The following is a 17,494-nucleotide window of genomic DNA, read 5'->3' on the forward strand; positions in this document are numbered from 1 at the left end:
ATCTCAAGAATCTTTGAGAATCACCCATCGTACAAGTCGATTGAGCGACAATATACCATCCCAAGGTTGATCAAAATCATGCATCTTTCCAGGGCTGATAATTCTATCCACACCCCTATATGCAGCTTCACGTGCAAATTTCTTTTTTTTATCCTCATTCAACACGCATAGACCCAGGGCTTGTATTTTTCGTGTGATGAGGTCTAATGTATCATCGATTTTATCCACTTCTTTTATAAACACACATTTTCCCTGTATAGGATCTTCAAGTCGAATATTATCATCCAGTAAAATTGTCCAACTGAGATCATTGGATTGTATAATCTCCTTATTATTCGAAAGGAGATATATTGCCCGGATATTTATTATATTAGTTGCTGTATCATTTGGGAGAGTTTGGAATATTAGTTTTGAGGGTAGTTTTTCAAAAGAAGATTTCATTTTAACAGCAATTTCTTTAAGTGTAAATTTGCTCTTTTCGAAGAAAAATACATGAGGGGAAGAGCATGCCATTTGGTTAAAGATAACGATATCTTTTACTGCATTATCTATAGCCCTATCAAAATAATCACTTTCGATAAAGTCTCTATCAAATGCTCCAAAGGAATATTTTGGCCCAAAAACAATAATTTCACACGATTCCTTTTGGGGTAATGAGGTAATTACCTTGATTGCCTCCGATCCCCCGAAAACAATCTTCACATCTGCGATAAGCGAGAATTGTTTACTTAGCTCAGGATCTCGCCCTTCAAAAGACACTATTGCTACCGATCTTATAATCTCTTTCCCAGAATGAACGACCCCATCACGCTCAACAACAATGTCATTCAAATACTTTAATATTGAGAGCATTATTTTTTTATTTCCTTCAGCAATCTTAACTACACTGCCGTTTTTTGATAATATTGATAGTACCAGAGAGAGAACCGCTAATGTTGGAATTTCACCTGAGACCCATTGACATACTATACCTCGAGGTTGTGCATTTAACTCATAATAATTTTCGCTATCTTTAAATTTGTCTAGATATGATAGATCCGTATAATTAATCCTGCAAATTCTCTCTAAATTTTCTCTCCTTAACCACAGAGATAAGTAGGAAACACCCGAAATGTGGTTAATTTCCTGATTTTGGATAATTTCCTTTCCGAGTTTGGTTAAAAATTCAAGGATTACATCCAACTTCAAGTTATAAAGTTCTCTTCGGTTACGATTTATTAAAGAGGATATTTCATCAAAGTTATCGAAGGTTGTTTCCTCAAATTTTCCATCCAGGAGATAACAATTTATCATAATTGACACTCCTCAAAGGTGTCACCACAGCCTCGTAATTCTTCTTTTTCAACTCTTGAAATGAATCTGAAGTATCTTCCTTTTCGACCGCAAGGACAATCATCAAAACCAACCAGGCAACCAAGATCTTCGGTAAGAATTGCCTGACAATAATAACTATCAGATAAGACACTCATCACTTCAATCAGACCTGACTCCCCGATTTTACATGGCTCTAGTGTCAGGATGTCGCGAATAATTACTTGAGAAAAATTTGGAACATGTTTATTTCCATGTTCACAATCCACAAAGATGATACCCAGTTGTTCTGTCATTCCATAGAAATCATAAATTTTTTCATCTTTTGTATTGAATAGCCGTGCAATAGTCTTTGTAAATAATTCTTTAGACACTGTATGGTCAGTAAGTTTTTTCCATCCACCACTATGGAAAATTTTTACGTCAGCAAATTTTAAATTAATTTTTTCTTTTATGATTTGTTTATAAAACACGGACCAAATTATATACGTATAGCCGAAAACATAAACTTCTTCATTAGCGTGATTATCAATAAGATCCTGTATAGCCTGCAAATTTAACCTGAGCTCGCCGTTTTCTTCTTTCAAAAGATAAACGATCTTTTTTGCATATATACTTAAACCGCGTACTCCAGCGGTACGGGCGGAGTATTCCATTCCTCGGCTATTAATTCCTTCGTGGTCAATAACAACAAATAACCTTCTTTTCGGCCCTAAATAACTGGCCAATATAGATATTAGTGCCTTTGTTTGATTTATCGTTGTGTTTTTACTCAAAGGGATTCTACTTGGAATACCTGTTGTAGTTCCACTAGATTTCAAAATTTTTGAAATTTCTTCTTTTGGACATATTTCCATTTCAAAATATTTGAACATCTGTACGGGCAGAGCGGGTACATCTTCTAACCTTACGATATGGTCAATGTCAATTTTTTGTTTAGAAAAAAAATTTTTAATATATATATTATTTTGAGTATTGACCAGTTGAACTTTAATTATTTCTAAAAGTATCAAATTCTTTTCTTCATCCGATAAAGAGTATTGACTCAACCCCAGTAAATTATCTAAAGACTTTTGTTCCATTAATTGGGGTGAAGCCTGGATATCATCCATAGGTATTCAAATCCATTTTTGTCGAGGTTATATATTCTAATATTTTATTGCGATCGATCTTGTTTGAAGAATTTAGAGGGAAGTTGTTCATAAAGATAACCGTTGCTGGTATTTTATATGAGGGCAACAGTCGCTTACACAGAGATAATATCTCATCTTTTAATTCTTCTACATTTGCATTAATTGGTTGAACTACAGCTACTACCGATTCACCCAAGATATCATCAGGTAATCCAAGTGCAACGCATCCAGATACATAGTCTAATGTCATAATGAGGTCTTCAATCTCTTTTGGAGAGATACGGTAACCAGCAGGTTTTAGAATGTTTTTTGATCTACCGGTAACGAAAATATACCCATCATTATCAATTGTAGCCAGATCACCTGTGTAAAGCCTACCATTTTTAATTACTTCCCTCGTCCCATCAGGATCCTTATAATAGCATTTCATTATGTTATCGCCACTCGCTGCAATCTCTCCTTCTTCTCCTGGTTTTATTGGACAGTCCCAACTATCAACGACTTCCAACGATACTCCCGGTATACCTTTACCTATCGACCCCATCTTTTCTTTTAAAAGATGAGGAGGTAGGTATGAAAGCCTTGCCGTAGCTTCTGTAGCACCATACATTACAAAAAATTGTTTCCCCGGGAAAGAGTCGGCCATCATTTTAAGGAATTTATTCGCCAGATGTCCTCCTGCTTGTGTGAAATACCTTAAACTTGGAAAACCCTGTTTTAAGAAATTAGTTTTGTTAATTAGTATCTGATATGTGCTAGGCACACCGGCAAATCCGGTGCACTCATATTTATCAATCTCGCTAATGACAGAACCAAGAAAAATATTGTTACTAAAAAAAATACTCCCGCCTACACGAAGATGAGTATGTAGTAGAGATGCACCGTAACAATAAAAAAATGGTAATACGAGGCACATTCTGTCATTGCTCGTGAGATTCAAATAACAAATTATTGACTCAGTGTTGGCGATTAAATTTTTATTTGAAAGCACAACACCCTTTTTTTCACCAGTGCTTCCCGAGGTAAAAATAATAATTGCAGTATCCTCGAGGTCCCTATTTATCGTGAAGTTATTCTCTACAATGGGTATAGATTTTAGTGTTTGCTCATCCAGTATATTTTTATTAAATCGGGACTTGAACACATTTTGTACAAAGTAATTGGAGAAGTTACACTGAGACAAAATATTCATGAGATCTTTATCAGAAATTTTTGTTTCAACCAACACGGCGATATTACCGCTTTTTATTATCGATAAATAGCAAATTATGAAGAATAGATTGTTTTCAGATAATAATAAAAATTCTTTATCGGAACCATAGTTATTATAGATATATGTTGCTAGAGAGTTCACGCTTTTAATTAGCTCTCTATATTTTATGCCCACATTGGTGCCTAAGAGGAAGTCTTTGTCAAGATTTTGACAATTTTCAAGCAGATAACTTGCAAAATTGGACATTGTTAAATTTTTTTACAGGTATTTATTCACGATAGTCTTCACATTTGCAAAAGTATTCATTGCTATAATATCCACAGTATCAAACTCAATACCATACACTTCTTCAAATTTTGATATCATAATCAAATGTTCGAATGAATCCCATTGATTAACGGAGTTATATGCAGTATCATCATTCACATCAGATTCAGCTAGGCCTAGGACTTCGCAAAATATTTTTTTTATTTTTTCATTGTTATCCATCATCATTCAACTCAATTATTACAACAAATGCAATTGCCGTATCTTCTGAATGAGATAAACTCACCTTCGATAGATATCTATCCGAGTTATCGATTTTAAGATTAACCCTCGGCACTCCATTGATGTCATGTAATATCTCGATATATCGAAAGTCAATGTTGTGACGGCCAAGGGTATTCAACGCTTTTATCGTCGCTTCTTTTGCTGCAAACCTTACAGCCAGATGTGATGCAGGATTTTGAGTTGCATGACAGTAATCCAACTCGGCTTTTGTATAGATTTTATTCAGCAGTTTCTCATTTACTGGCGAGATATGTGCATTAAATCGATCGATATTTTCTATATCGACCCCTATACCAAAGTTGAGGAATTCCTTCGCCATCATTACATTCTATCGCAGATTTATCGCATTTTTCAAATCGTTTGGTTGGGATTCCCATTTTGACGATTAAGGTCACTTTCCATTTACACATAGTTTTCGGGAATTTTAAAAAAAAGTGAACGTCGATCGCTAATTGTCGTCCCTCCTTCTACAAATTCACTGAATAGTTTTCCTTCTTTATCCTTCTTTCCTCTTTCTATCTGCTATTGCCACCATTATTGTTGCTGAAATAGTTATCAATGCAGCGAGAATTCCATCATTTATTTTTCCATATAATTCATAAAAAACAATAATAATAATAACTATCAGCAAAAAAAATCCCGACCAAAAATAAATATTATTGCGGCGTTTTGTTGCTATTTTGAGCATTTGTAATTCTCGTTCTTTTAATATTCTCGCATCTTCTTGCTCTTTTAATATTCTCGCATCTTCTTGTTCTTTTAATATTCTCGCATCTTCTTGTTCTTTTAATATTCTCGCATCTTCTTGTTCTTTTAATATTCTCGCATCTTCTTGTTCTTTTAATATTCTCGCTTCATTAATTTGATTATCCATTTCTCTTTTTTTATAATATTTTCCTAATTTATCCTCATTTAGAGTCAAAAGGTTTTCTATCAACTTTTTATTACCAGATGATCCTAAATACATTGTTGTAAGGATATAGGCTCCATAATGGGAATCACTTACTTTTGTTGGAGGAGTTTCCACAATCTTACACAACATGATGGGTTTTCTATCATGGTGAGGATAATCGCCGCCAGTAAATATTATCGGATCCCACTGATCAGAACAACTCTCAAACCAACTCATATATAATCTCTTTCGATCCTCTTTGTGATCACAAGCTTGAATGAATGGGTGAACACTAAGTTCATCGGGAACAACTTTAGGAAACCAATGATCGTCCTGTATTTTATTTATTAACTCAATATTTTTATCTTTAATTCCACATAAAATTGGATAAAATTCTGCCAATTCTTCATTCACTAGACCTGTTATACCTTTAAGATCTTTTCCTTGTCTAGTTGATGTGACAATGCTTTGATCAAATATATTATAGGAATCTTGCACAAGATTCCATGCGACAGATTGTGATTCAAGGATTAAAATTCCACCAATTTTTACCCATTCATTCAAAGCAGATTTATAATTGTTAAAAAACTGAAAGGCTTTATCAGAACCATAAATCGAATCATTGTTAATTGCATCCCAATTAATAATTATTATATCCGTCTTTTCTCGAGAGAAGAGTTCAGTTGGTAAAAATGGAGTAAATTTTGTTGAAGTTTCAACTAAAGTAGCATCTTCCTTAAAGTACTTGGATAATGTATCGGCTATACTAATAAAATCAAAATTCAAGTCAGTTTTTGTATAAGATTTTTTTATTTTCCGCCAAAAACAGGTCCTTCCTTTTTGATATTGGTGATATAGCACCTTCATTTTAGAGTCCTTTATAGTTTCCTTTTCACTTTCTGTAAGATGAGGATCTGTTTTTTCTAAATTTTTAAGATCGTTTTCCAAATTTTTAAGATCACTTTCCGGAATTTCAGGAATGTTTCTGTCACAAATAATCTTTATATTGGTCATTACTAAAAGTGATTTTACCCAGTATAATATCTTCCTTTTTTGTTGCAGATCATTGAAGAGTGGACATTGAAACCCGTAAAAGATTCAGATATTCTTATTAACCAAAATCCTCATCCCAATATAAAAAGACACTCGAATACCCCCAGGAAAAGAACACTATGATAGAAACCACCATGCGGACCTTCATCAGGTCCGGGGCAGGTCCTACCCGTTCCTGATGGGGCCAGGAACTGGCCGGGGCTGGCGGGGAGGTGCAGCCGTGGACCGGTGAGCGGGGAGGTGTTGAGCAACTGCCGGCACAGAAGAGAAACCGGAACGTTCAGTTACCGGAGATTTTGAAAGTGATCGGAACCCGTTACAAAAATCAGGAGCCGGCCGGGTTTACCACCCGACCGATGAAGAGGATGGTTCCGGTTTCCTTATCCTGAATCAGGAAAACAAACGGATGATCGGCCCTGAACTCCGGCACCGGCGGACTCGTACCTGAAGGAGCCATGACCAGATCCACGACAACCGCAGTCGCAGCAGCAGCCTCGGTCCCGTTCTCGTTCACATCGATGAACGCCTTGTGGATAACATCGCTGATGAAAAGGTTCGTGGTCCCGTCCATACCGGAAAGATCCGCTGCACCCCCGGTAAATGCCGTGGGCATCCCCATTGCACTCAGGGTCTGGGGCAGACGGTATTCGGTCTCCATCCGGAACTTCGGGAGAGAAAGATTCACACGCTGGGATCTCGCAGAGCCCTGGAGGGCCGACAGGTTATTGTCATTCAGGACGGCCTCAGCGGGGTTCAGGTCGTCGCCCTTCGGGAGGATAACGATCATCGACAGGGCTTTTGTGGAGTTATCGACATAGGGCAGCTCGATATACTGGACGCCGGCGTTCTCGGCATACGGGTATTTCGCTCCGGGACCGGTGTTCTCCATCATCTGGACCTGTACCGATGTTCCGGTTCCGGTCCGGAAATCAGCCTCTTTCGTCCGGGCTGCATCGAAGGGCCGGCTCCACGTCCCCTTGAAGTAGACGGCATTGGTGACAACCAGCCGTGTCAGGGCAGTGATACTGCCGGAAGGCAGAAGATCGCGGATCTTATGCTCGGTCTTCTCCTCGACCCATCGGTTGATCGTTGCACGGGACTCCTCTGGAGTAGTTTTGAAATCGAGGTTCGTCACGTCAGCGGAGTAGTACTTCCGGGCACTATCGGTAAATGCCGGGAGGAAGGGATAGCTCTTCTCTGCCCAGAGTGCATTGACCGTCCGGAAGGTATACCCTGTATCCGTAGCATTGAACCCCTCGTTGATCCTGGCGAAGCCCGACTGGCGGACCGTATCATTTTGTGGGAGGTGGAATACCGAGAAGATCTCGTCCCGGGTCTTTCCCTTCGCCCCTTCCCCGGTTATGGCGAGTGCGGATGAGATGGAGAACGGGGAGTAGAACAGGTTATGCCCGGCGTTGTCAGGGTTTTTGGCAAGGGTCGTGTACAGGTCTGACGCAAACCGGTTGTTCGCCGCTGCAACGGACTCCGCCGGCTGTGCATTCCCGGAATCTGTTGTTCCGGGAACCGGAGTTATGACATGTGTTTCCTGCGGAGAACTGGTCGGTGAAGCATTCACCCCAGGCTTTTGCGCCTGGTCGGTGCAGCCTGAGATCAGGAGAGCGGCGATGACAAGGGAGACCAGAATCCCTATGCCGGCCAGTTTTTGATTCATAGTCACCAGTGTATCAAATGAGGAAATATAACTGGCGATGACTGCGGGTTATTTTCAGTTAACGAAATGAGTGTCGACGACGTTTCCTCCCTGCCCGGGGGCCGGCCGGTCGCGAGCGGGGATGCAGCCGGCTCCGGCGTTTTGGGGCTCGATGAAATCCGCGAATGGGGGCATTTTGGAGTGCGAACGAAGCGTTATATCTCTTTTTGATACATGACGACATCCAGAATTTTTCCGAATTTTTCGCCGATATTTTTCAAGTGTGCGCATTTCACATAATTCATCTTTTCAAAGAGCCGGATACTTGCATGGTTCTCACCGGACAGCGTTCCAACCAAGACATGTATTCCGGCCTTTTTTGCAGAATCCTCAAGATACTGCAGGGCAACTGCACCGATACCCTTGCCGGTGTATTCCGGCTTCAGATAAATGCTCAGCTCAGCAGATCTATCATAAGCCTGTCGCTTTTTGTATCGGGACAGGAAGCAATAACCGATGATCTCGTCGTTCTCCTTAATAACAAATGAAGGATATTTCGGGTGCGAGATAAACAAAAATTCCTTCAGTTCCTTGATGGAAATTTTCTCTCCGTGAAAGGTGGCAGTTGAATTTACAATGTAATGATCATAGATTTCCTTGATTGTATCGAGATCGTTCTCCGTCACGGGATAAAACGCTACCATGTAGAGGAATTATGTTTTGCATCCTATCAATCAGTTATGATTTTCACCTGAGAGAGCCGCCCCGGGAACTTTTTTTGAGTTCACCATTGTCGACGGCGGTGAAAATCACCTCACGATCCATAGAGTCAGCGATCGATCCTGAAGCGACGATATTCTCGATCTTCGAGGGGGTGGGATAACCCTCCGATAGGTATGCCCATTTCACGATAATGTGTAAAATATACGACCTATGAATGTTTTCAAACCTCTCTCTAACAGGATCTGAAAAGAATGAGAGAGCATAGGATGTGAATTCCATCGCAGAGAGGGCCAGGGTGAAGAGAAAAGATTGTAAAAATCATGTGGTGCCATGACGTGTTGTGGGTGAGCAAACCACTGATCCACCAATGAATGAAGATTCAAAAAGGGACTCTTGTAGAGTGATGGAGTGAGAGAGCGAAGGGAAATGAGATTTCATGCCAGATAGTATCATTAAATATTATCCAACATCTGTTCAAGGAATGCAACTCCTCTCTCGATATCTTCCATAATTTTCCCCCCAGTCAGAATTATTTTCCCTGATGAAAAGAGAAGAGCGACAATCTTTGGATCTGATATACGATATACTAACCCGGGAAACTGTTCAGGTTCATACTCGATATTTTCCAGGTTCAGCGTGATAACTACCTTATTCAGGTTAATGTACTTTCCGAGGTCATACGAACAGACCATATTGGTGACGGCCACATCAGGCGTATCATGACAGATTACTCCGGCCTCTTTCATGGTCTGGATGAGAATAGCCTGACCACGGACTAAAGCCTCCGGGCTTCTGGCGCCAGTTATTACTACCTTTCCAGAAGAAAAAACGAGTACCGCGATTTTGGGGTTTTGAATTCGTAATACTGCACCAGGAAATCGTTTTGTATTGAGGTCGCAGTTTTCCAGTTTAGCAGAGATCATCTCAAGATCGATAGAATCAGCAATAGATCCCGAAGCAACGATATTCTCGATCTTAGGAGACTGAGGTTTTTCTTCACTCATGAAGGTTAGATGGGTATGATGATCCCAAGGTGTTATCGGTTAAGTGTTCCCAGAGTCCTACCGGGTAAAAATTCTCACCCATGTCGAAGAAAAACCGCTACGACGTTGGGATCACCTGCTTCAGATGTCGTGAAAAAGGGTATTTCCGAGACTCGATATCCCGCGATAAAGATAACGAAAATATTCACTCGATCGTTACCATCTATCAGGAGCCGGCTCGGTACCTGGCAGAGCAGGGAACCGGAGCTGGACCCACTCAACAATCCCGGAAAACTGGCTGAGATGATCCATTGAGGTGGCTGCAAGAGCGAGAGGATTGACCGAAATCGATCCATCCTCTTTCTCTTCGATGGATGTTATCACCAGAGCAGCGTAATCCATGGATTCAGAGGTAAGGTTGAGATCCTGTCGGTATACCAGGAGAGATGACACGGTGTTGAGTGCCGGTCCTCCCTTAAAGATTCTCGTGGAAATTACCTCGAGATCAATGGCATCGGAGATAGATTCTGAATCAACATAGTGCTTAACCTCAGGGGACTGAGATTTTTCTTCACGCATGAGAGTCAGATAGGTGTGATGATCGCAAGGTGTTATCGGTCAAGTGTTCCAGAGTCTCGCCATGTAAAAACCACCACAGGTGCCCAAAATAACAATTCACCACTCCAGCGCCATGGTGTAACATCACTCTTCCACCCGGAACACCGCCCCCGCACCCCGCGTGCCGGATTCTGGATTATATTTTAATAGCCGGCACCCCTCACCCGACTCGTATGGGAAAGGTCTGTGTCTATATCGCAACAAGTCTCGACGGGTTCATCGCACGGAAGGATGACGATATCTCCTGGCTCGATCCGTTCAACGCCAGGGGCGAGGATTACGGGTATGGAGATTTTATCAGGAGCATGGGAACGGCAATCATGGGTGCCCGGACGTATGAGCAGTCGCTCGCCAACCCGGAACGACTCCTCACCGGCCTGAAGAACTACATACTCACCAGCAGGTCCCTGCCTCTGGCCGGAGCCGATACAGAACGCTGGCACGGTCCGCTCTCCGAGCTCGTACAGGAGATCCGGAGGGAATCGGAGAGAGATATCTATATTGTAGGCGGCGGCCAGGTGATATCCCGGTTTCTCAATGAAGGACTGATCGACGAGATGCACCTGTTCATCGTCCCGGTGCTCCTGGGGGAAGGAATCCCATTATTCACCGGACTCCAGAGCGAAGTATCCTTACATCTCGTACAGGCCTCGCCGTACAGTACAGGAATCGTGAAGCTGCTGTACGTCCAAAAGTCCTGAAGATCGAAAGACCTGAGGGTCAGGAGGAGACCGAGGCATCCATGCCGCTCTGCCGGTTATCCCCGATCCGTAATCCTGCCGCATACCAGGTCTGCCATCATCATTCACTTCAGGGGCGGTCAGATCCCCAGGAACCCGTCCGGAGCCAGGCTGGTCGCGAGCATGACGGTGTTGATCTCCCGGTGTTCGGTCCAGGTTGTGGACTCGCGGTTTCGATCCTCCAGCCAGAACCCTTCGATGGTCTCCCGGAGGGGCCCGTACTCCACGAGCGCCTGCATGAGGGAGGAGAGGGGGCCGGCCCGGTCGAACCGGTCCGGGTTCTCCCCCACCAACACCGACATCTCCTCCACCCCGGCGAGGCCGATCGAGAGACCGAGTTCGCGGAACGCAAGCCGGCGGCCGGCAGGGAGGTCGAGCGATCCGTCGCCGGCAAAGGACGCCAGCCCGGCCAGGGCCGAGCCGATGACCCGTTCCAGAAGACCCGGATAGACCGGACCGCCCCGGACCGTCAGCAGGGCGATCCGTAACGCATCGAAGAGAAGGCCGCCGATGCCGAGGGGATCGGCAGTGGCAAGAGGCAGGTCGCGGCCGATATCGGCCAGTTCAGCGATCTCCTCAGCCAGAACGGGCTGCGCCGGCCCTGCATCCGTCCCGGCGGCCATCTGCACCTCCAGGCAGGTGACGAGCCCGTCGAGGGGATCGTGCTGGCCCATGGACGGGACCAGCGGACGCGTCAGGTCGATGCTCATCTTCCAGTACATCCGTCTCCGGCCGCCGTGCGGGGGAAGGTACGTGAACCGGCTCTGTGCGGCGTGGGCGAGCTCGACGGCCCATCTGCCGTACACAGGATCGCCGGCGACCCTGCCGGCTCGGGTGAGGGCATGCATCCACTTGGTCAGGTAATGATAATACTGGCCGTCCTGGTCCCATTCCCGCTGCTCGTCGTACCGCTCGCCCGGTCCGCGTTCGGGCAGGGATTTTCCGATCCGCAGCCCCCCCGCCGTCGGGTGCGCCTCGCCTTCCCTGGCAGGGAGACCGCTGATCCAGCCGGTCCGCCGATCATCGTCCCGGTGCCGGCCCAGGGTATGGTGCACCTGGTCGACGAGCCGCAGGGCCAGTTCGCGGTACTCGGCTTCACCGGTCGTAAGGAACACCCCGAGATAGGTGCATACGGCGAAGGCATCGGTCCAGAGGTACCGGCTGGGTCGGACTCCAATCGGCTTCAGCCCGGTTGTGCCTGCAAAGTCCTGCATGAATGCAGAGGCCAGGTCCTGGTTTGCAGTGCTGGTCATCATGTTCGAGAGATACGGTACCGCTATAAAGAGTGTTCCCCCGGCCCCGTCGACCGCCGCCTGGGCACGGTAGTCAGGGGACACCGGCCAGTTCTTCCAGCACCTCGCGATCGTCCAGGTCGTACCACTCCCGGTATGCATCGGCCACCGCAAACGTCCGGCCCGACCGGATGTTCGGGCAGACCAGGTGGTCCGCGTGGCGGGAAACGAGTGCGGCTGACGATGCGGACGCGGTGGGCACGGCAACGATGAGACGGGCGGGGTTCCGACGGCTGACCCCCTGGATCGCGGCCAGCATCGTGAACCCCGATGCGAGACCGTCGTCGGTCAGGATGACGATCTTTCCTTCCATGACCGGAGCCGGCATCCCCTTGGTGAAGAGGGCAATCCGTTCACTGACATTGGCACGGGTCTCTGCAACCGCTGCATCCACCTCCGCGGCTGAAAGGCCGAGCGCAGCCCGGAGCGGTTCGTTGATCAGGACCTGGCCGTCCCAGGTGACCGCCCCGAATCCCGATTCCGTGCTGCCGGGGATCCGGATCTTTCTCACGACAGCAAGGGACAGGGGTGCGCCGAGCGCCGCCGCCACCTCCCTGCCGACCGGGACGCCTCCTGCCGGAATGGCAAGGACCAGCGGATCGCGGACAGGCAGCAGTGTCTGTACGAGCGCCCCCAGCTGTCGTCCCGCATCATGCCGGTCTTCAAAGACAAACGTCCGTTCCCGGAGCCGGGGATTGTCGGTTATGTCTCCCATGAGGGGGTGGTCTGGATCTTTGCGCACATAAGGGTTGCGGGATGGTTCATCCCGCCCTCGAAATGTCCCAGCGGGAAATTCCGAAGTTCAGGAATGAGACTGGCGGGGAATGCAGGCGACGTGGATATCATTATAAAAGGCATGGATGTAATGGAACACGAAAATTGATGATCGCCTCGAGGACCGTTCTCTCCACAGCACCGCTGAATCCGAAGGTTTCACCGGTCATCGACGTGACAGTACCTCGTGGAGGGAGATAGCATGGACCCCCGTACCTTCCGACGTGTCCTGCGGATCGAGGGGCTGGTTCCCTTTACCGTATGCGCCATCGTGATTGGGTCTGTGGTGACCCTGTGGGAGGCGGGGTTTTCCGGTTCTGACTGGACCCTGTTCGTTATCGCTTCAATGACAGCCCTGCTCATCCACATCGATGCCCACCTCTGGAACGACATCATGGACCTGGAGATCGACCGGCAGGAGAAGAGCAGGGAGACCGGGCGGGACCGGCCCCTGGTCTTCGGATGGGCGACCGTGGGCGACTACAGGAAGATGTCTGCGATTATTACCGTCCTGGTCGTGGTCCTTGCTGCTTACCTTACCGCACAGCGGATAGTTATTCCGCTGCTGGTAGCACTCGGCTTTTTTTTCAATTATTGGTACAATCATCCCCGCTTCGCATACGCTCACAAGCCGTTCACCGAATGGTACATCTTCCCCTGGCTGGTGGTCAGCGTTACGGTGACCGTTGTCTATGCCGGAACCGGCATCTTCTCGCTGCTTGCCTTCATCCTGTCGCTGCTGCATGGACTGATCGCGACCTGTTTTGTGGTGTCGATGATGCGCAGGGACGTCAAGTCCGATCAGCTCGGCAGAAAGTATACATCCTCCGTACGATACCCGGGACTGCCGCACTCGACGATATACGGTATCGTCACCCTTCTGGTCGCGGTCCTGATGCTCTCCCCCCTGGCCCGGATTCTGGGAAGCGAGCGTGCTTACAGTATTGTCCTTACGACGGTCATCATCGCCGGCATCACGACAGCCCTCGGAGCAGGAGTCGATCAACTCTGCACCCGCGCCCGGTACTCCATCTTTCCTGATTTCGAATCGAAAGCCAACAGACTGATGGTGCAGCAGGTCGGTGCATCGATCGTGTATGCGGTGGCGATTGCCGTCATGTTCGTGGGATCCGGAGGAAAGGGATGAAGGTTGCAGTTGCAGGCGCCGGGATCGCCGGCGGCTACCTGGCGAGGCTTCTCGGACAGAAGGGAATCACGGCGGATCTCTATGACGGCATGAACCACGACACCGGCTGCGGATGCCGTTCATGTGGGTGGGGTGCGCCTGTCGGCATTGAAACCCACCTCGCCAGAGTCGGCCTCGCCCTGAACGAGTACCTCCTCGAACCCATGCCCTCGATAAATTTTGACGGCCTCGTGGCAACAACGCCCCTCTGCACCCTCGACAAACCACGGCTTCTCCGGGATCTCACCGACGGTCTCCCGTTAAAGCGGCAGAACCTTGGTCCTGGAGAGGCAGAGGAGTACGATATCGTGGTGGATGCGACGGGGATCGCCAGGGCTTTCCTGCCGCCCTGCCGGTCCGATCTCACCCTGCCGACGCTGCAGCATCGGGTAGCCGTGGAATCCTACGAAGAACCGCTGCAGGCAGGGATCTACGGGAACCAGATACCAGGACTCGGTTACCTGTGGGTTTTTCCCCTCGGGAACACGCAGTACCATATCGGCACCGGTGGTATCGGTCCTGTCCGGCACAGCATCCTTATGGACCGGTTTTACCGGGAATTGTCAGGGCAGCATTCTTTTACCACGCTCTGCAGGTGTACGGCGGTCGTCCGGGTCGCTTCCCCGTACTATTCGACACCGTTCTTTATCAGAAAGACCCGGGAAGAGGGTGCTCCCCAGGTGATCGTTGGCGTTGGAGAATCGATAGGGACAGTTGCACCGTTTACCGGGGAAGGAATTATCTTCTCCCTTGAATGTGCACGAATGCTTGTGGATTCCTGGGAGGACCCCACGGGCTATACCCGGGCCGTGCTGGCCCGGTTCGGGTGGATGAAAAAAGAGCGGGAGACGCTCGATTATCTCCTCTCCAAACAGGAAACGAGCGGCCCGAGGCTCCGGGATCGGTGGAGGTTCTTCCGCAATGCCCGTCGCTCGGGCATCGGGCTCCCCATGATCGAGGCGTTCAAACGGATCGGAACCCTCTCCCGGTGGATGGACAGCCCCGACCAGGGGTAACGGCGATGACGTGACCTGAACTGATGGAATAAGGATGAACAAAAAAGGGAGAAGATGGTGTGCGCCGGGAGTACTGACTCCCTTATTTGGCCTGGGGATCTTCCTGCCAGAGCCCGAACATGTTACCCTCGGTGTCCATGCAGTTGGCAAGGAAACCCATCCCGGGCACTGCCATCTTCTCTGTAAGGACCTTCCCCCCGAGGGTCTTGACCTGGTTCATCGCTGCGTCGATGGAGGACACCCCGAAATAATTGAGCATACGCTGCGAGGGCTCCATCCGCTTTCCCATGCCGCCTCCGACCCCCGGCGTTCCATCCAGGTTCGTCGTGGTTATGAGGTTGTACTGCATCTCAGGGTAGGACTCGTATTTCCATCCCAAGAGCGCGGAATAGAAGATCTTCGCTCTCTCAACATCTTCTGCGGGTACGTCAAAATGAACAATCGTTGGCATCAGATCATCACCAGCCACCATAGAGTGATAAGATAATAAAAACGTTATGTCAGATCAGAGAGTCTCAAACGATCACCGGGCCGGCAGACCCGGCGGGTATTGGCGGATGCAATGGTCGACAGAGTGGGAGAGCCGGAGATACCCATGAATGTTTCAGAACTGCTCAACTGCCGCCTCCGTAACACGGGCTTACGCCATTCTCCGTTTCACCGTCCAGGTGACGCCGTGAACCACCTCGGTGCAGTCCAGGCACAGGACTTCGCTGCCGCAAAATGGGCGCTCGGGCTTCGGGTGAAGAACTCGACCGATGCAGACATCGAACAGGCCTTCAACGGCGGGACAATCCTTCGAACTCATGTCATGCGTCCGACATGGCATTTTGTCATGCCTGAGGATCTCAGATGGATGCTCGAACTGACAGCACCACGGGTGAAATCTCTCCTGGCAGGTTCCAATCGGAAGCTCGGGCTCGATGACGCATTGTTTGCACAGAGCAATGCCGCGATCGCCAGAGCATTGGAGGGGCACACCCATCTCACCAGGCTGGAGTTGAAGACAGTTCTTGCGGAGATCGGGATCGAGACCGATCTCCGGCGCCTGGCCCACATCATGATGTGGGCGGAGCTGGACGGATTGATCTGCAGCGGACCTCGGCGGGGAAGACAATTCACCTATGCTCTCTTAGAAGAACGCGTGAAGGAGTCGACAGGGTTTCGCCGGGAAGAAGCCCTTGAGAGACTCGCACGAAAATATTTTGCCAGTCACGGACCTGCCCAGCTGGAGGACTTCTCCTGGTGGTCGGGACTTCCAAAAAAAGATGCGAGACACGCCCTTGAGGGGATCGGACCCGGGCTGGAGCAGGCGATACTCGACGGCAGGACCTACTGGTTCTCCCCTCATGCAGAGACGACTGCCCGGGATTCACCCTCCACTTTTTTACTGTCACTCTATGACGAATACACGATCGCCTATAAAGACAGGCGCGATTTCAGCGAAACACGCGACATTGAGCGCATGATCGCCAGGGGGAACGCCCTGACGGCGGTCATCGTGATAAACGGCCGGGTGGCCGGCACCTGGAAAAAGGCATTGAAGAAGAGATCGATCGAGATCATTGTAAACCCGTTCCGGATACTGAACGATGACGAGCAGGAAGCAGTGGAATCAGAGGTCTCCCGGTACGGGAAGTTCTTCGGTATCCCCGCGGTCCTTGCAGAAAAACCATGAAGCAGGGGATCGCCTGCCGGCTCATCGGGAAGGAAATGCCTGACGCAGGTGACGCGACCGCAGGAACCGGATCGTGAGCGGGACAGACCCCACCCGTCGATCCCAGATCTCCCGGATTTATATCCTCACCCATGCTACTATTCTTCCATGCTCCTATTCCGGCGAATGAAGATCGCGTGTACGCTCGTTGTCATCGTCCTTGCCGTGCTTACCTGCGGGTGCACGACAGCTCCGCAAACAACCCCGGCCGGCACATCAAATGTTGCTACCCCGGCCATAACCAACCTCACCGGGATCTGGACCGGGACAGCGGTCGGGCATACCGAAGTCGACGGGTTCCGCGAGACGGGTATGCCGCGGTTCAACATTACAGAACAGAGGGGATCCGCATTTGCCGGCAAGAAAGAATATACCCTGGCTGACGGGAAGATCAGGTATGAGAACATGTCCGGTATCATTACTGCGGACAACCAGGTTTCCATCGTCGATCACGAATCCGGCGTCACATCCGGTGAGATGATGGGGCCGGACACGATGGAACTCAGGTTCCTCGACGACGGAGAGAATGCGAAGGCCTTCCTGATCCTCCTGAACCGGCAGAAGAACTGAACCGGATTCCCTTCGTTTTTTTAGTTTTTGACGCTGGTGAAAACCTCTCATACCACGCCCGGGTACCCTC

At 48.3% G+C, this 17,494-nt stretch carries 19 protein-coding genes; 5 read left to right on the forward strand and 14 right to left on the reverse strand.

All coding sequences use genetic code 11. The features are described 5' to 3' along the window. Positions 1-3: 3 nt before the first annotated feature. The 11 genes from ACFKSJ_RS05260 to ACFKSJ_RS05310 form a co-directional block, all read right to left on the reverse strand. Complete coding sequence (locus ACFKSJ_RS05260) at positions 4-1,293, reverse strand: acyl-CoA reductase (RefSeq protein ID WP_440951405.1); 1,290 nt, start codon at positions 1,291-1,293, stop codon at positions 4-6. Then, complete coding sequence (locus ACFKSJ_RS05265; protein WP_440951207.1) at positions 1,290-2,423, reverse strand: LuxE/PaaK family acyltransferase; 1,134 nt, start codon at positions 2,421-2,423, stop codon at positions 1,290-1,292. The genes ACFKSJ_RS05260 and ACFKSJ_RS05265 overlap by 4 nt, the downstream gene beginning before the upstream one ends. Further along, positions 2,416-3,903, reverse strand: coding sequence for an AMP-binding protein (locus ACFKSJ_RS05270; RefSeq protein ID WP_440951208.1), 1,488 nt, complete (start codon positions 3,901-3,903; stop codon positions 2,416-2,418). The genes ACFKSJ_RS05265 and ACFKSJ_RS05270 overlap by 8 nt, the downstream gene beginning before the upstream one ends. 12 nt (positions 3,904-3,915) lie before the next feature. Further along, positions 3,916-4,146 (reverse strand): acyl carrier protein, encoded by a 231-nt coding sequence (locus ACFKSJ_RS05275; protein ID WP_440951209.1) that lies wholly within the window; start codon positions 4,144-4,146, stop codon positions 3,916-3,918. Continuing rightward, a complete protein-coding gene (gene acpS / locus ACFKSJ_RS05280) occupies positions 4,139-4,531 on the reverse strand; it encodes a holo-ACP synthase (protein WP_440951210.1) in 393 nt (130 codons plus the stop codon). The genes ACFKSJ_RS05275 and acpS overlap by 8 nt, the downstream gene beginning before the upstream one ends. A gap of 174 nt (positions 4,532-4,705) precedes the next feature. Then, positions 4,706-6,115 (reverse strand): hypothetical protein, encoded by a 1,410-nt coding sequence (locus tag ACFKSJ_RS05285; protein WP_440951211.1) that lies wholly within the window; start codon positions 6,113-6,115, stop codon positions 4,706-4,708. Positions 6,116-6,479: 364 nt separating this feature from the next. Next, a complete protein-coding gene (locus ACFKSJ_RS05290) occupies positions 6,480-7,826 on the reverse strand; it encodes a serpin family protein (RefSeq protein ID WP_440951212.1) in 1,347 nt (448 codons plus the stop codon). 194 nt (positions 7,827-8,020) lie between these two features. Then, entirely contained in the window at positions 8,021-8,491 is a 471-nt protein-coding gene (locus ACFKSJ_RS05295; protein ID WP_440951213.1) for an N-acetyltransferase family protein, read from the reverse strand. 61 nt (positions 8,492-8,552) lie between these two features. Continuing rightward, positions 8,553-8,807, reverse strand: coding sequence for a hypothetical protein (locus tag ACFKSJ_RS05300; protein ID WP_440951214.1), 255 nt, complete (start codon positions 8,805-8,807; stop codon positions 8,553-8,555). A gap of 173 nt (positions 8,808-8,980) precedes the next feature. After that, positions 8,981-9,532 (reverse strand): TATA-box-binding protein, encoded by a 552-nt coding sequence (locus ACFKSJ_RS05305; protein WP_440951215.1) that lies wholly within the window; start codon positions 9,530-9,532, stop codon positions 8,981-8,983. Between the two features lie 195 nt (positions 9,533-9,727). Then, a complete protein-coding gene (locus ACFKSJ_RS05310; protein ID WP_440951216.1) occupies positions 9,728-10,090 on the reverse strand; it encodes a hypothetical protein in 363 nt (120 codons plus the stop codon). 212 nt (positions 10,091-10,302) lie between these two features. Here ACFKSJ_RS05310 and ACFKSJ_RS05315 point away from each other — a divergent pair, with 212 nt between their 5' ends. Beyond that, on the forward strand, positions 10,303-10,830 hold the full coding sequence (locus tag ACFKSJ_RS05315; RefSeq protein ID WP_440951217.1) for a dihydrofolate reductase family protein: 528 nt from the start codon (positions 10,303-10,305) through the stop codon (positions 10,828-10,830). A 119-nt stretch (positions 10,831-10,949) separates the two neighbouring features. On the opposite strand, the gene ACFKSJ_RS05320 is transcribed toward ACFKSJ_RS05315, so the two are convergent. After that, entirely contained in the window at positions 10,950-12,263 is a 1,314-nt protein-coding gene (locus ACFKSJ_RS05320; protein ID WP_440951218.1) for a hypothetical protein, read from the reverse strand. Then, a complete protein-coding gene (locus tag ACFKSJ_RS05325) occupies positions 12,196-12,876 on the reverse strand; it encodes a phosphoribosyltransferase (protein ID WP_440951219.1) in 681 nt (226 codons plus the stop codon). The genes ACFKSJ_RS05320 and ACFKSJ_RS05325 overlap by 68 nt, the downstream gene beginning before the upstream one ends. Before the next feature lie 261 nt (positions 12,877-13,137). Here ACFKSJ_RS05325 and ACFKSJ_RS05330 point away from each other — a divergent pair, with 261 nt between their 5' ends. Then, positions 13,138-14,082 carry a prenyltransferase gene (locus ACFKSJ_RS05330; RefSeq protein WP_440951220.1) on the forward strand — a complete coding sequence of 315 codons (945 nt, stop codon included), beginning with the start codon at positions 13,138-13,140 and terminating at the stop codon, positions 14,080-14,082. Then, complete coding sequence (locus ACFKSJ_RS05335) at positions 14,079-15,137, forward strand: NAD(P)/FAD-dependent oxidoreductase (RefSeq protein WP_440951221.1); 1,059 nt, start codon at positions 14,079-14,081, stop codon at positions 15,135-15,137. Before ACFKSJ_RS05330 ends, ACFKSJ_RS05335 begins: the two co-directional genes overlap by 4 nt. Before the next feature lie 82 nt (positions 15,138-15,219). On the opposite strand, the gene ACFKSJ_RS05340 is transcribed toward ACFKSJ_RS05335, so the two are convergent. Continuing rightward, positions 15,220-15,588, reverse strand: a complete 369-nt coding sequence (locus tag ACFKSJ_RS05340; RefSeq protein ID WP_440951222.1) for a VOC family protein — start codon at positions 15,586-15,588, stop codon at positions 15,220-15,222. A gap of 144 nt (positions 15,589-15,732) precedes the next feature. Here ACFKSJ_RS05340 and ACFKSJ_RS05345 point away from each other — a divergent pair, with 144 nt between their 5' ends. Beyond that, positions 15,733-16,815: a winged helix DNA-binding domain-containing protein gene (locus tag ACFKSJ_RS05345; protein ID WP_440951223.1), complete on the forward strand. Its 1,083-nt coding sequence runs from the start codon at positions 15,733-15,735 to the stop codon at positions 16,813-16,815. A 165-nt stretch (positions 16,816-16,980) separates the two neighbouring features. After that, positions 16,981-17,424: a hypothetical protein gene (locus ACFKSJ_RS05350; protein ID WP_440951224.1), complete on the forward strand. Its 444-nt coding sequence runs from the start codon at positions 16,981-16,983 to the stop codon at positions 17,422-17,424. Positions 17,425-17,494 lie beyond the last annotated feature (70 nt).

The organism is Methanosphaerula subterraneus, assembly GCF_052055875.1.
GTDB classification, from domain to species: domain Archaea; phylum Halobacteriota; class Methanomicrobia; order Methanomicrobiales; family Methanospirillaceae; genus Methanosphaerula; species Methanosphaerula subterraneus.